9 protein-coding genes are annotated in these 15,512 nt (G+C 67.7%); 5 read left to right on the top strand and 4 right to left on the bottom strand.

Features of this window, described 5'->3' with window-relative positions; all coding sequences use genetic code 11:
• Positions 1–52 precede the first annotated feature (52 nt).
• The 4 genes from AC3ANX_RS07105 to AC3ANX_RS07090 all read left to right on the top strand — a co-directional run bounded on the left by AC3ANX_RS07105 (position 53) and on the right by AC3ANX_RS07090 (position 7,248).
• Complete coding sequence (locus AC3ANX_RS07105) at positions 53–1,372, top strand: oligogalacturonate lyase family protein (protein WP_488336293.1); 1,320 nt, start codon at positions 53–55, stop codon at positions 1,370–1,372.
• 58 nt (positions 1,373–1,430) lie between these two features.
• A complete protein-coding gene (locus AC3ANX_RS07100; RefSeq protein ID WP_488336292.1) occupies positions 1,431–4,484 on the top strand; it encodes a TonB-dependent receptor in 3,054 nt (1,017 codons plus the stop codon).
• Between the two features lie 269 nt (positions 4,485–4,753).
• Positions 4,754–5,878 (top strand): PKD domain-containing protein, encoded by a 1,125-nt coding sequence (locus tag AC3ANX_RS07095; RefSeq protein ID WP_488336291.1) that lies wholly within the window; start codon positions 4,754–4,756, stop codon positions 5,876–5,878.
• Entirely contained in the window at positions 5,875–7,248 is a 1,374-nt protein-coding gene (locus AC3ANX_RS07090) for a glycoside hydrolase family 28 protein (protein WP_488336290.1), read from the top strand. Before AC3ANX_RS07095 ends, AC3ANX_RS07090 begins: the two co-directional genes overlap by 4 nt.
• A gap of 421 nt (positions 7,249–7,669) precedes the next feature.
• Here AC3ANX_RS07090 and AC3ANX_RS07085 read toward each other — a convergent pair whose 3' ends face one another.
• A complete protein-coding gene (locus AC3ANX_RS07085) occupies positions 7,670–10,423 on the bottom strand; it encodes an exo-rhamnogalacturonan lyase family protein (protein ID WP_488336289.1) in 2,754 nt (917 codons plus the stop codon).
• A gap of 192 nt (positions 10,424–10,615) precedes the next feature.
• Between AC3ANX_RS07085 and AC3ANX_RS07080 the strand changes: the two genes are divergently transcribed.
• Positions 10,616–11,158 (top strand): TetR/AcrR family transcriptional regulator, encoded by a 543-nt coding sequence (locus AC3ANX_RS07080; RefSeq protein WP_488336288.1) that lies wholly within the window; start codon positions 10,616–10,618, stop codon positions 11,156–11,158.
• Here the strand turns inward: AC3ANX_RS07080 and AC3ANX_RS07075 are convergent.
• Genes AC3ANX_RS07075 through AC3ANX_RS07065 form a run of 3 tightly spaced genes read right to left on the bottom strand, consistent with a single transcriptional unit; the run spans position 11,155 to position 15,354 of the window.
• A complete protein-coding gene (locus AC3ANX_RS07075) occupies positions 11,155–12,609 on the bottom strand; it encodes an efflux transporter outer membrane subunit (RefSeq protein ID WP_488336287.1) in 1,455 nt (484 codons plus the stop codon). The two genes, AC3ANX_RS07080 and AC3ANX_RS07075, sit on opposite strands and share 4 nt — an antisense overlap.
• Complete coding sequence (locus AC3ANX_RS07070; RefSeq protein ID WP_488336286.1) at positions 12,609–14,156, bottom strand: MDR family MFS transporter; 1,548 nt, start codon at positions 14,154–14,156, stop codon at positions 12,609–12,611. Before AC3ANX_RS07070 ends, AC3ANX_RS07075 begins: the two co-directional genes overlap by 1 nt.
• Positions 14,149–15,354: an HlyD family secretion protein gene (locus tag AC3ANX_RS07065; RefSeq protein ID WP_488336285.1), complete on the bottom strand. Its 1,206-nt coding sequence runs from the start codon at positions 15,352–15,354 to the stop codon at positions 14,149–14,151. Before AC3ANX_RS07065 ends, AC3ANX_RS07070 begins: the two co-directional genes overlap by 8 nt.
• Positions 15,355–15,512 lie beyond the last annotated feature (158 nt).

Here is a 15,512-nt window from a genome sequence, read left to right as displayed (position 1 = left end):
CTCAACAGAATATAAAAGCACGTCCCATAATATGAACATCAAGGCGAGGATCATGGGGCGCATCTCTCATCGGACCTGGATCGCGGCGTTGCTCGCGGTGAGCGCTACCGCAGCGCAGGCGCAGGACGTGCCACGCGAGTGGGTCGATCCCGCCACCGGCCACCGCATCGTCCGCCTGTCCGACGAGCCCGGCAGCTCCAGCCTTTACTTCAACTTCAACGGCTATACCCCGCAGGGCGACCTGCTGGTGATCTCGACCCCGCACGGCATCGCCAAGGTCGATCTCAAGACGCACAAGCTGTCGAAGATCGTCGATATCGCGACGCCCTTCCGCCTGTTGTTCGTCGGCCACCGCACCCGCACCGCCTTCTACCAGACGCAGGCGGCGGACGGCACCGGCGCGAAGACGATCCTCGCCGCCGATGTCGACACCGGCAAGGTGCGCACGATCGCGACGATCGCGCGCGGCGATATCCAGACGATCAACTCGGACGAGACGCTGCTCGCCGGCGTCGACACCGACCCGGGCGCGAGCGCGGCGCCGATGGCCGCCTTCCAGAAGCGCGATTCGCGGTTCGATCAGGCCGATTACAAGGCGAACGGCCCCGACGGAAAGCCGCTCACCTACGCCGAGGCGAAGGAGACGCGCATGAACGAGCGTCTCGAGGCCAAGATCCCGATGGAGATGTTCACGGTCGACACAAAGACCGGCGAGAAGCGCGTGATCCACCGCGCGACCGACTGGCTCAACCACCTCCAGTTCTCGCCGACCGACCCCAAGCTGCTGATGTTCTGCCACGAAGGCCCGTGGCACAAGGTCGAGCGGCTGTGGCTGATGCGGCTCGACCGCCCCGGCACCCCGCCGGTTGGCTTGCACCAGCGCATCATGAACATGGAGATCGCCGGGCACGAGTGGTTCTCCCAGGACGGCAAGACGATCTGGTACGACCTGCAAACCCCGCGCGGCGAGGATTTCTGGGTGGCGGGCTATGACGTCGCGACCGGCGCGCGCACGCGCTACCACCTTCAACGCAACGAATGGTCGGTGCATTTCCACACCGCGCCCGACGGCAAGCATTTCTCCGGCGACGGCGGCGATCCCGAGATGGTCGCGCACGCGCCCGACGGGAAGTGGATGTACCTGTTCACCCCGCACGGCATTCCCGATGTGGCCGGCATCCACGCGCCGGGCGCCGCCTCGCTCATCAAACCGGGCTATTTCACCGCCGAGAAGCTGGTGAATATGTCCAAGCAGGACTACCGGCTCGAACCCAACGGCAATTTCACGCCCGACGGCAAGTGGCTGGTGTTCCGGTCGAACATGTACGGCGGCACGCAGGTCTATGCGGTGGAACTCGCCAAAACGAAATAACCAAAAGGGTGGATAACCACTCGACGATCAACGACAAGAATACCTCAGGGGACTAAGTATGAGTAAGATCTTCGCAACCCGCCGCAACCTCGTAACCTGCACGTCGACCCTCGCGCTGGCCGGCATGCTGAGCGTTCCGACGCTCGCCGTCGCGCAACAGGCGCAGGCGCCCGCCACCGCGACCGCCGCACAGCCCGATCCCGCCACGCCCGCGACGCCGACCGCCAGCGCGAGCCCGACCGCGACGCCGCAGACCCCGGCCGAGGCCGGTGGCGCGCCGGCGCCCGTCGCGGCACCCGAGGACGCGGCCCCGACGCAGGACATCGTCGTCACCGGCTTCCGCGCGAGCCTGACCTCGGCGCTCAACATCAAGAAGCAGTCGAACGGCGTGGTCGATGGGATCAACGCGTCCGACATCGCGTCCTTCCCCGATGCGAACCTCGCCGACTCGCTCCAGCGCATCCCCGGCATCTCGATCGAGCGCGACGGCGGCGAAGGTCGCCAGATCACCGTGCGCGGCCTGTCGGGCGATTTCAGCCGCACGCGCCTGAACGGGCTGGAATCGACCATCGCCACCACCGGTTCGACGCTGGGCGCGGGCATCAACAAGGGCCGCAGCTTCGACTATAGCGTGCTCGCCTCCGAGCTGTTCAACTCGATCGTCGTGCGCAAGACCCAGTCGGCCGAGATCGACGAAGGTTCGCTCGGCGCGACCGTCGATCTCCAGACCGCGCGTCCGTTCGATCTGCCCAAGGGCTGGCAGGCCGCGCTGTCCGCGCAGACCGCCTATTACGACATCAACAACAGCTTCGCGCCGCGCCTCGCCGGCTCGGTCAGCAAGACCTTCGCCGATGGCCGCATCGGCATCATGCTGTCGGGCGCGTACAGCAAGCGCAACGTGCAGGAAGACGCCTATTCCGACACCGCGCTCGCCGATTTCAGCGACGTCAACGGCGGCTTCTGCCCGGTCGTCCCGAATACGGCGGTGACGCCGGTCAACCCGCTGGTCGGCTCCAAGCCCGTCACCAGCCCGTGCATTCCCGCGACCGGACAATATGCGGGCTCCACCCCGTCGGCCTACAACACCGTCAACCAGCCGGGCGTGTTCGTGCCCAAGCTGCCGGGCTACGGCCGCTTCCAGGACAAGGAGGAGCGGATGGGCTTCGCCGGCACGCTTCAGGCGAAGCCGACCGACACCACGCTCATCACGATCGACGGCGTGTACGCGCGCTACAAGCAGGATCAGAACGATCTCGCCACCAACCCGATCAGCCTCAACCGCTCGGCCGGCGTGGCGACCGCCGGCCTCACCGCCGCGCAGTTGACCGGCCGCCCGAACATGAAGATCCGCGAAGCGCAGGTCGATGCCAACGGTCAGCTCGTGTACGGCGTGTTCGACGACACCGACTTCAGCGTGACCAACAGCGAGAACCGCTCGACCACCACCTTCTACCAGGCCGGTATCAACATCGACCAGAAGATCGGCGAGAAGGTCAACCTGCACCTCCAGTACGGGCAGAGCGAGTCGATCTTCGACAACCCCTATTCGCGCCTCGTCACCTTCAGCCGCTTCGACAGCGACGGCTTCGTCTATGATGCGCGCAGCAACCGCAACACGCCGACGCTCAACTACGGCTTCGACGCGACCAACCCGAACAACTGGCAGTTCCTCAACGGCTACGACAACATCCGCGAGTTCACCAACAAGGTGACCAACCGGCTGCACACCGTGAAGGGCGATCTGAAGTGGGAGGTGAACGACCAGTTCACCGTGAAGTTCGGCGGCGCGTACAAGCGCTTCAACTTCATCTCGGCGCGCCAGCAGCGCATCGCCTCGACCACGTCGATCCCGACGCTCGCCTCGGCGGGCCTCACCATCGCCGACGTCAGCACCGCGCCGATCAACATCAACACGATCGGCGCATCGAGCGGCGCGACCACCAGCTTCATCGTGCCGAACATCGACAAGATCATGAGCGCGTTCGATGTCGACTGCTACTGCGTCAACCAATATGGCGACTTCCGCCTCGGCAGCATCGGCACCGGCGCGCAGGGCGACAACCGCTCGGTGCAGGAAATCGACGTCAGCCCGTACCTCCAGTTCGACTTCAACATGGATCTCGGCAGCATGGCGCTGCGCGGCGACGCGGGCATCCGCTATGCGCATACGCACCAGTTCTCGACCGGCTATGTCGGTTCGGGCACGGCGGTGTCGTTCGGCCGCAACTATGAGGACTGGCTGCCCGCGATGAACCTCGCGCTTGACGTCACGCCCAAGCTGACCGCGCGCTTCGCGGCGGCCAAGGTGATGTCGCGTCCGTCGCTCAGCTTCCTCACCCCGGGCGGCTCGATCTCGACCGCCAACCCGCCGTTCTCGGCGACGGTCGGCAACCCGAACCTCGATCCGTACCGTGCGACCAACCTCGACGCGTCGGTCGAATGGTACTTCCAGCCAGGTGCGCTCCTCTCGGCGGCGTTCTTCTACAAGGACGTGTCGAGCTTCGTGCAGCAGATCAGCTCTCTGACCACCTATGCGGCGGCCGGTCTGCCGTTGAACCTGCTGACGGCGGCGCAGGACCCGAACACCGCGACCACGATCACCAGCTACGCCAACTCGTCGGGCGGCAAGATCAAGGGCGTCGAGATCCAGTATCAGCAGCCGTTCACGTTCCTGCCGGGCTTCCTCAAGCATTTCGGCACGATCCTGAACTATACGCACATCAAGTCGAACATCAGCTACATCCTCACCACCAACGCGACCGGCCCGCAGTTGATCGCGCCGCTGACCAACGTCTCGCCCAACTCGGCCAACGCGACGCTGTATTATGAGGATGCGAAGTTCTCGATCCGCGGTTCGCTTGCGTACCGCGACCAGTATCTGCGCACGGTGCCGCTGCGCGCGGGCCTCGCCGACACGACCGGTTCGTATTCAAGCACCAACTTCGACATGTCGGCATCGTACAAGCTGACCCCGCACGTCACGCTGACGTTCGACGCGATCAACCTGACCAACCAGCCGACCAGCTTCTGGGACGGTCAGGACCGGCTCGACCAGCAGGTGTACAGCACCACCGGGCGCCAGTATTTCTTCGGCGCGCGCTACAAGTTCTGATCCGATCCGTGCCGCTTGTTCGTGGGCGGCACGGCAATTTTCCTCCCCGGACTGGCGCCGCCCGAGTATCTCGGGCGGCGCTTTTGTTTCGGATTTTCCTCGCCTCCCCCGTTCGCCCTGAGCTTGTCGAAGGGCGTGTTCGAGGCGGTGGCGCGGCGTTCCGGGTATGTGCTTCGACAAGCTCAGCACGAACCGCGGGGTTTGGCGGCAGACCAGCGCAGGGCGCCCTGTCCGCCAGATATGGTGTAAGATCGAATACGGAGGACAGGATGCGCGATACCCTCATAGCCGCCACCGCGTTGCTGGGCGCGCTCGCCCCGTCCGCCGCCACGGCAGCGGCGACCTGCCCCGCGCAGGGCTATCCGGTCTATCAGTTTCCCGCCGACGCGATCCCGCGCATCGACGGCAGCGCCGACGACTGGGCCAAGGTGCCGGCTAGCTATGCGATCGGCACCGCCGCGCTCTCCGCCGATACCGGCAGCGGCGCGAAGCCCGATCCGCGCAGCCTCGACATCTCGGTCAAGGTCGGTTGGGTGAAGGGGCTCAACCGGCTGTACTTCCTCTACGAAGCCAGCGACGATTACTGGGACTTCGCCGCGCCCGGCCTGCACAACGACACGTTCGAGATCGCGGTCGACGGCAACCGCTCGGGCGGGCCGTTCATCTCGCGCTTCCACCCGCTCAAGTCGCCCTCGCCGGAGGTCGGCGCGGGGGTGAGCGACGATGCGGCGTGGTTCGATTTCCAGAACGAGAGCGCGCAGAACTACCACATCTTCACGCCCGCCAAGGACAAGGATTGGGCGATGGCGTGGGGCCCGCAGGCGGCGTGGCTCAAGCGGCTGCCGTGGTCGAACATCGCCTATCGCTACAGCTTCAAACCCGGCCAGAGCGGCAAGCTGATCGCCGAATTCTGGATCACGCCGTTCGACCATGCCGATGCGCGCGGGCCCGCCTATTCGGTGGAGAGCAACCTCACCGAAAACAAGGTGATCGGGCTGTCGTGGGCGGTGATCGACTATGACGGGCCGGACAAAAAGAGCCAGTTCTGGAACCTGTCGCCGCACCACACGATGTACGGCCAAGCGTCCGAGTTGTGTGGCTTCCGGCTGATGCCGCTCGAAGCGAACGTGCGCGCGCCGATCAAGGCGGACTGGTCGTTCGCGATCCTCGACCGCGCGCGCCGCACCGTCGCCTTCCATGACGATACGCTTGGGGCGACGACCGGCTGGGCGTGGGATTTCGGCGACGGCACGACCTCGGCCGAGCAGAACCCGGTCCACACATACGCCACACCCGGCAAGTTCGTGGTGAGCCTGCGCGCGACTGGCCCCGCCGGCACGTCGACGCTCGCCAAGGTGTGGGATGTTTCGTTCGCAGGAGATCCGCCGAAATGATTGCCACCCGTCTCGACCGTCGCGCGCTGATCGCCGCCGGTGCGCTCGGTCTCGCGAGCCGTGCCATCGCCGCGCCCCGTCGCACGCTCGACATTCGCGATTTTGGCGCGAAGGGCGACGGCACGACGCTCGCCACCGCAGCGCTGCAACGCGCGATCGACGCAGCGCCACCCGGCGCGTGCGTGCTGGTGCCGGCCGGCTTGCGCTTCGTGATCGCGCCGGTGACGCTGAAGGGCGGCATCGAATTGCGCGTCGATGGCACCTTGCTCGCCAGCACGCATGCGGTGGACTATCCCGATCCGCTCGCCGGATTGCTCAACGCCAAGACCGCGCACGGGCTGACGATCTCGGGCGCGGGCACGATCGACGGGCGCTCGCCCGAGTTCATGGAGCGCTACGATGCGGCGGGCGAATGGTATGTGCCCAAGGCATTCCGCCCGCGCCTGCTGGTGCTGGAGGATTGCGAGGGGCTGACGATCCGCGACCTGACGCTCGCCCGCGCGCCGTTCTGGACGGTGCATATGATCGGCTGCCACAAGGTGTTGATCGCGGGGCTTCGCATCGACAACCAGCCCGACGTGCCCAATTGCGATGGCATCGACCCCGATCATTGCCAGGACGTCGAGATTCGCGATTGCCACATCCGCTGCGGCGATGATGCGATCGTGGTGAAGACGACGCGCGGACACGAGCGCTACGGGCCCTCCCGCAACATCCATGTCCATGATTGCGTGCTCGACACGCAGGACGCGGGCGTGAAGATCGGCACCGAGACTGTGCAGGACATCCACGACGTGCTGTTCGAACGCTGCGAGATCGTCTCCTCCAGCCGCGGCGTGTGCATCCAGTTGCGCGACGAGGGCAATGTGTACGGCATCACCTTCCGCGACATCCGCTTCACCGCGCGGCACTATTCCGCGCCGTGGTGGGGGCGCGGCGAGGCGATCTCCTTCACTGCGATCCCGCGCACGCCGCAGACGAAGCTGGGGACGATGCACCACATCACCGTCGAGCGCGTCACCGGCCGCGCGGAGAACAGCGTGCGGATCGAGGGCAGCGCAGGCGCGCGGGCGCACGATATCGTGCTGCGGCAGGTGGCGGTGACGCTGGGGCGCTGGACGCGCTACCCCGGCGGGGTGTTCGACAACCGCCCGACCAGCGCGGTCGTGGCGGAGGAGCCGCACGATACGCCGGGGTATTTCCTGCGCCATGTCGACGGGGTGACGCTCGACCGCTGCCGGGTGGCGTGGGACCGGCCCGACGACGCGTTCTCCAACGCGGTGCAGGCGGTGGACGTGACCGCCCTGGCGCTGCCGGGGTTCGTCGGGGTGGCGGCGCATTCCGGGCTGGAGGCGATCGTCAGGCGCTGAGCCGATCCCCGGCGAAGGCCGGGGTCCAGTTACGGAGCATCCGTAAAACCGGCGTTGCGCTCCGTTACTCCGGCCTTTCCAACTGGACCCCGGCCTTCGCCGGGGGAGGTAGAAGGATCTCGCGCTCCCTTCTCTCCGTTCGTGCCGGGCCCTTCGGCTAGCTGGCAAGCCAGCCGCTCAGGATAAACTTCGGCCCGCAAGGCCGAAGTCGAGGCACCTGCGCGCGGGACCATCCCTCGACTTCGCTCGGGACGAACGGATACTTTCAATCCGTTAGTGCCGAGTAGCGTCCGAGTAGCCGGCGAAGCCGGCATATCGAGGATGCGTATCGAGGCACCGTCTCCGCCGCGACCCGTCTCTCGATACGGTGCCTCGATACGCCCTGCGGGCTACTCGGCGCCTACTCGAGACGAACGGGGTGTCACCCCGCCCGATCGATCCAATCCCCCAGCAGCACCAGATTTGCCGTCGCCGCCAGGCCCCATTGCGCGGCATCGTTGGTCGACACGTCGCTCAGCTCATCGACCGGCTTGAGCACCGCCGCCCCCTCGACATGGTGCAGCGTGCGCCACTGGTCGCGCCCCGCCCGGTCGCCGCTGCCGAGGAACTCCGCCAGCGCGCGCTGCGCCAGCGCCGGGTCGCGCCGCTCGGCCGCGGCATACGCCGTGTAGCGCGAGTGCGCCTGCGTGAGTCCGCGGCCTTTGCCGCTCGCGCCGGTCTTGGCGGTGAACGCTGCGGCCGGTGCGTTGTAGAAGGCGCAATAGTCGAGCCACGTCTCGCGATAGGCGGGCACTTCGACCAGTTTGAGCAGCTCGGCGGTGATCTCGAAAATGCCGAACACGCCGTTGAGGTGCGAGATGCTCACCTCCGTCCCCGGCCCGACGAAGCGCCCGCTCGCCAGATCGAACGCAGCCCCGCCCGCGAACCAGCCCTTGGGCAGCGCCGCGATCGAGCGCATGCCGGCGACAATGCGGTCGCGCCAGTGCGTGTCGCGGGTGCGTTCCCATTCGGTGAGCCACGCCGCGACCAAAGCCGCCCAGCTCGTGCCGAACGACATAAACACCTGCCCCGCCGGGAGTTGCCCGCCCGACACCGCCGCATTGCCGCCGGGCGGGCGGTTGTCGCCGACCCGGTCCTCGACCTTGCGGCCGATGTTGACGGTCAGCAACGCCCGGTCGCTGTCGAGCAACTCGCGCATCAGGTCGCCGCAGCGCTCGTCGGTGGTGAGATAGTAATAGTGCCGGCGGAACGCGGCGTTGCTGACGCGCTGCTGCTTGGAGCTGTCGCCCCAATGCTGCACGCCATGGCGCGTGCCGAGCCCCTTGAAGCGACCGGTGTGATAGACGTCGACCTCGCCGGTGTGGCGCGTCATCGCCTCTGCCAGCCGGAACACGTCGGCGCGGCCGGTGCGCAGGAAGGCGCTCCACAGCCACAGATCGGTCGACAGTTCGCTGTTGTCCCATGCGAAGCCGCCGATATCGTAGCGCCACACATGGCGATCGGTATCGTAGGTGTGCATGACGTCGCCGTAGTTCCAGAAGCCGTACCAGCTTCGCTGATCGACCTGGCCGATGTAGAAATCGAGTTCGCGGCTCGCGCGCCCCTCGATCTTGGCGCGCAGTGGACCGCCCTGCTGCACCGGCCCCCACAGGCCGAACAGTTCGGCGGCATGGACGCGCTCGGGCCGGGCGACGAGGCGCGGCGGCTGCGCGATCTGCGCGGCCATCTCGACCAGCCGCTCGCGTTCCGGCGTGGCGGGGAGCGCCCACAGCCGGAACTCGGTGGTGCGGGCGATGCCGGTCGCATCGCCCCAGCCGGGCTCGAAATCCTCATAGGTGATGTCGAGGCCGAGGTTCTGGTGCGCGTAATCGGCCATGCCCTCGGTATCATGATAGAAGCGCAGGTCCATCGCGGGCGCGTCGGGGGCGTGATACCAGAGCGTGAAGGTCGCCGCGTCGCCCGCCGCGCCGCCCACGTCGAGTCCGACCGGCGGGCGCTGCCAGAAATCGTGCATCGCGAACGCCACGCCGCCGCCGGTCGCGCCGCCGATATAGCCGAGGCCGGGTGCGCGGCCGGCGGTGTCGACGTCGATCCAGCCGTGGCCGGGGCCGGTGCGCTTGGTAATCGCGAAGCCGTCGGCATTGGGCTGACGCAGGCGGAACTCGCCCCACGGGGTGATGTACTGCGCCTCGTCGCGTACCGCCGGCGATGCGGTGGCGAGCGGCGGCGTGGCTTGGCCGGCGATTTGCGCCTCGCGGAACGGCTTGCCGGGATCGCGGCGCAAGCCGGTAAGCGGCCGCACCGCCTCGCCCCACAGCCCGCCCTTCTCGCCGGCGAAGCGGACGTGGCGATCGTGGAGCGGATCGCTGAGCGGCACCTGCCCTTCGAGGCCGAGCCCGCGCACGAACAGCTTGGCGGGATCGATATCGAAGATCAGGCTGTGGACGATCCGCACCGAGGCGGACCCGGCGTGGAAATAGAGCCGCAGCGTGAACGTCAGCCATTCACCGCTGCTCCCGCGATGCATGCCGTCGAGCTTGACCACCGCGCGGATCGGCCCGCGCTGTTCCACCGTCGCTGCGCGGATCGCGCTGGTGGCGTGCGACAGCGTGGCACCGCCGTCCGCGTCGTCGTCGGAACGGTCCTGCGCGCTTGCGATCAGCCGGACGCCACGCATCACCTCGCGCCCGCCGACGCTGGCGGAGCGCACCAGCGCCTCGCCGCTCTTGCCGATCTGCCAGCGCGTCGTGCCGACGCTCACCTCGATCGCATCGGCAGTTTCGCGCACGCTCACGCCGTCCTGCGCGAGAGGGACGCTGCCCGGAACCACCTTCAGCCCCTGCCCGGTGCCGCCGCCGGCGGGAAGCGCATGGCCGGTCCACTTGATCGACCCGTCCGGCCACCACGCCATCGGCCACGTCTGCACGGACTCGCGCCGTCCGCCCTCGCCCGCCAGCACATAGCCGCCCGCGCGGTAGCGTGTGCCGCGCGGCCACGGCTGGCCCCAGCTCTGGCCTTCGTGCGTACTCGGTGGCGTCGCGTCGAGCCACGCGACATCGTCGCCGCCCGCGCTCGCATAGCCTGCGCCGAATACGCGCGCGGGGAGTGCTGCGATGCCGCCGATCGCGGCGGCGCTCGCCAGAAAGTCGCGGCGTCGCCAGCGGGTGCCGTTCATCGATCCTCTCCCTGTGTCCGTCGCCCGGGCGACTCTCATGGGCGGAGCATCGCACGGGCTTTGATAAGCTGACAACATGCAAATCTCCGTTGCAACATCTGGGATTACAACGCGGCTCGCGAAGCCCGGACGGATCGGTTAAGGCGGGGTGACATGCCGGCGATGTGCGCGCGGCCAGAGTAAGGGTATTGCATGCGGCGCGACGCGCTCGAACGCCGGGAGGCGCTGATCCGTGCGGCGGCGGCGTGCTTCGTGGAAAGCGGCTATGATGTGCCGCTGGAGGATATCGCCGAGCGCGCCGGGGTCGGGCGCGGCACCTTGTACCGCAACTTCCGCGATCGGATGGAGCTGCTGCTCGTGCTGTTCGAGCGCGAGATCGACGCGATCGGCGCGGAGTTGGCACCGGACATGGCGCTGCCTGCGATCATCACGCGGATCGTCCAGCGCGCGCTCGGTGTGCGGCTGTTGTTCGCGCGGCTGACGGTCGATCTGGAGAAGGACCCGGCCAATTGCACCGCCTTCCTCGCGCTGCACGCGCGCATGAGCGCGATCCTCCACCCCTTCGTCGACCGCGCCCGCCAGCGCGGCGAGATCCGCGCGGACGTGACGACCGAGCAGGTGATGCTTGGCGTCCGCATGATCAGCGGGCTGCTCAAGTCGCCGCTGGCGGCGGACGATCCCGACGCGCTGATCGCCGCCGCGCTCGATCTGCTGATGCGCGGACTGGCACGTTAGTTCGCGGGCGCGGGTTCGCTCCAACCGAGGCCCAGACTTTTCTGCACGCCGATATAGGCGTTGGTCAGTTGCGCCTTGGCCTGCGCCACCGCGATCGCCGCCGACAGCCGCTGGCGCTCGATGTCGAGCTGGTCGATCAGCGTGGCCGTGCCCGCCTGGAAGCGCTGGCGGTTGAGCGTCGCGGCGCGCGTGGCGGTCGCCTCCGCGCTGCTTAATTGGCCGAGTTGCTGGCGCACGTTGCCGAACAGCGACAGGTTTTTCTCGGCATCCTGAAGCGCCTCCAGCACCTTCTCGCGATACTGCGCCTCCGCCGTGTCGCGCTGCGCCTCGGACTGGCGGATCGCCGCGCGGGTGCGGCCGAAATCGAGGAACGACCAGCTCAGCATCGGCGCCAGCAGCGTGGTGAACTTGCTGGGATCGACCACATCGCCGATATTGGTGCCGCCGAGCCCGACGATGCCGGTGAAGTTGAGCTTGGGGAATAATTTGGCGGTCTGCACGCCGATATTGGCGTTGCTCGCCGCCAGCGCGCGTTCGGCCGAGCGGATGTCGGGGCGGTGCGCGATCAGCGCGGCGGGGTCGCCGATCGGCACCTGCGCAGGCGGCAGCGGCACCGGCGCTTGGCCGTCGAGCGTGGTGTCGAGCGCGCCCGGCTCGCGCCCGGTCAGCACCGCGAGCTGATCCCTATACTGGTCGATCTGCGCGGCGAGCGGCACGTTCTGCGCATCGGTGTTCTGCGCCTGCGTCTGGAGCCGCTCGACATCGAGTTGCGAGGCGGTGCCCGCCTGATAGCGCTGCCGCGTGAGGTCGAGCGCCTGATGCTGGAGCTTGCTCGACTGCGCGTTGAGCCGCTGGCGTTCCTGCACGTCGCGCAGATTGACATAGGCCTGCGCGACCTGCGCCGACAGGCTGACCTGCGCGTCCGCAAGATCGGCGAACCGCTCGCCGAGCGCGGCGCGCGCCTGCTCGATGCCGCGCCTGCCGCCGCCGAACAGATCGACCTCCCACGAGGCCTGCCCGCCGAGATTGTAGAAGTTGAGCGAGGAGAGGCTGGAGTCGCCCGATCCGCCGCTGCCGGTGTCGGAACTGCTGCCGAGGCTGGTGCCGGGCAGATCGGCATGCAGGTAGCTCGCGTTGGCGCTGACGGTGGGCAGTTCGCCCGCGCGCTTTGAGGTGAGCTGCGCGCGCGCCTCGCGGATGCGGGCCTGTGCCACGTCGACATTGGGGCTGTGCGCGAGCGCATCGTCGACAAGGGCGTTCAGCGTGGTGTCGCCGAGCGCCTCCCACCAGCGCGCGAGGCCGGGCGTGGGTGCGAACGCCGCATCCTTCGCGTGCACGAAGCTGCCGCGCGCGGTCGCGTCGGACGCGGCCTTGGGTGGTCCGGCATAGTTCGGCCCGACCGTGCAGGCGCCGAGCAGCACGAGGGCCGCGAGAGGAAGTCGCTTGAACATCAGTGCATCGCCGCCGGTTCGGAGTGTTTCGGCAACGGCCGAAGGAACAACACGAGCGGCAGCACGATCATCGTGCCGCACGCCATGATGAAGAAGATGTCGTTATAGGTCATCACCAGCGCCTCGATCTGGATCTGCCCGCCAAGTTGGCGATAGGCCGCCGCCATGCTGCCGGCGCGCTGCGCGCTCTGCGCCAAATAGTCCTGCACGATCACCGAATTGGCGTGGAGCGACTCCTCCATGCGCCGCGAGTGGAACCACTCGCGCTGGTCCTGGATGATCGAGATGCCGGCCAGCGCGAAGCTGCCGCCGAGGTTGCGCATCGCGTTGAACAGCCCCGATGCGTCGCCCGCATCGGCCGGCGGCACCGACTGCACCGCCGCCTGGCTGAGGAACAGCATCGCGAGGATCTGCCCGACGCCGCGCAGCAACTGCGACCCGGTAAAATCGCCGCCGGCCGCCAGCGCGTTGAGGTTCGAATCGAACCACGCCGACGCGCCCATGATGAGCAGCCCCGAGCCGACCGCGATGCGAATGTCGATCCGCCGCAGCAGGATCGGCACGATCGCCATCAGCATCAGGCTCGGGATCCCTGACAGCATGACCACCTTGCCCGATTGCAGCGAATTGTAATCAGCAATCGAAGCGAGGAACTGCGGGATGACATAGGAGGTGCCGTACAGCACGATGCCGAGCACCACGCCCATCAACGCGACCGAGCCGAACTGCCGGTCGAGCAGCAGGCTGAGCTTGATGACCGGCCGCCGTGCGAGGAACTGCCCCGCGATCAGGCAGATGAAGCCCACCGCCGACACCGCCGCAACCGTGCGGATCATCGGCGAGGCGAACCACAATTCGCGCTGCCCCTCCTCCAGCATCACCGTCAGCCCGCCCAGACCCAGCGCCAGCCCGATGATGCCGAGGAAATCGGCCTGCCCGAACTCGCCGAGCTTGGCCTTCTGGTGCGGCAGCCCGATGAGCAGCAGCCCGACGAGGATCGCGCCGATCGGCAGGTTGAGGAAGAAGGCGTAGTGCCAGCTCACGTTCTCGGTCAGCCAGCCGCCGATGACCGGACCGATCACCGGCCCCATGATCGCAGTGACGCCGAACGCGGCGATGCCGACCGGTTGCTGGCGGCGCGGCAGCCGCTGCGCGATGATGGTCTGCGCGGTCGGGATCAGCGCGCCGCCGGTAAAGCCTTGGCCCACGCGGCCGATGATCATCTGCGTCAGGTTGGTCGAGATGCCGCAGATCATCGAGAAGGCGGTGAACAGCACCACCGCGATCAGCAGGAAGGTGCGCAGGCCGAGCATCCGCGTCAGCCACGCCGACAGCGGGATGATGACGATCTCGGCGACGAGATAGGCGGTGGCGACCCACGTCCCCTCGGTGCCGCTCGCGCCGATCTCGCCCTGGATGGTCGGCAGCGAGGAATTGACGATCGAGATGTCCAGCGTCGCCATCAGCGCGCCGAGCGTGCCCGCCGCCACCGCCAGCCACGCGGCGGCGTCGGCGCGATCCGGGGCGGCGGGGGCCGCATCAGCCATGTTTGCGCGCCTCGGCCTGCTGCTTTTCCTGCTGCTGGATGCGCTTGAGATCGTCCTTCGCCGCGATGGTGTCGACCGACACCGTAACCGACAGACCGGGGACGAGCAGCTTGCGCGCCTCCGGCGTCGCCTCGATGGCGATGCGGACCGGCACGCGCTGCACGATCTTGGTGAAGTTGCCGGTCGCGTTCTGCGGCGGCAGCAGCGAGAATTGCGCGCCCGTGCCCGGCGACACGCTGGCCACGCGCCCGTGGAGATCGGTGCCGCCGAGCGCATCGACCGAGATCGTCGCGGGCTGGCCCGCGCGCATCAGCGCGAGCTGCGTTTCCTTGAAGTTGGCGGTGACGTAGATCTGGTCGAGCGGCACCACCGACATCAGCCGCGTGCCAGCCTGCGCATATTGGCCGACCACCACGCTCTTGTCGCCGATCCGCCCGTTGATCGCGGCACGGATCACCGTCGCGCCGACATCGACGTCGGCGGCGGACAATTGCGCGCGCGCGCCCTGCGCCTGTGCGCGCGCCTGTTCGACCTGCGCGCGCATCGAGGCGATGCGGCGCTGCTGCGCGAGCAAGGTCGCCGCCTGCGCGCGCACGTCGGCGGCGGATTGCTGCGCGGTGGTCTGAAGCTGGGCGAGCTGCTGGCGGGTTTCCGCACCGCTCGCCGCGAGCGGGGTGTAGCGCGCGACTTCGGCGGCATCGTGTGCCGCCTTCACGCGCGCGGCGGCGAGTTGCGCACGCGCCTGGTCGATCGTCGCATATTGTTCGGCCATGCCCGCGCGCGCATTGTCCGCGCTCGCCTCGGCCTGCGCGATCTGCGCCTGCGCCTGTTCGGACTTGGCGCGATAATCGCGCGGGTCGATGCGGACGAGCGGATCGCCCGCCTTCACGTCCTGGTTGTCGATCACCAGCACCTGCGCGACATAGCCGCTCACCTTGGGCGCGACCGTGACCGCATCGGCCTGGATCGTCGCGTCGTTGGTCGACTGAAGGTATTTGCCGGTGGTCTGATAGTGGATGAACCAGATCACCCCCACCACCACCAGCACCAGCACGACCACCGCCAGCACGATCTTGACGACCGGGCTCATCTTCTTGGCCGGTTTGGCCTGCGCATCGTCGGTTTCGGCCGGCTGCTGATGCTCGCCACCCTGCGCCGTCTGCGGGCGCTCGTCCCGATCGTCATCACCCTGGCTCATCGCGCTCTACCAAGACCTCACACAAGCGGACATCGTGTCCGATTCACGAAAGACCCTTACTCGCAAGTGCAGCAATCGTTCCAGCGAATACCGCACGCGCGGCTGCTTTCTCGGGCGACGCGCTTTCGTTTCACGCACGCGAACCGGTGCATTGCCGG

Source organism: Sphingomonas sp. BRN-1R, from assembly GCF_057748035.1.
This window is presented reverse-complemented; position numbering and strand designations above follow the sequence as displayed.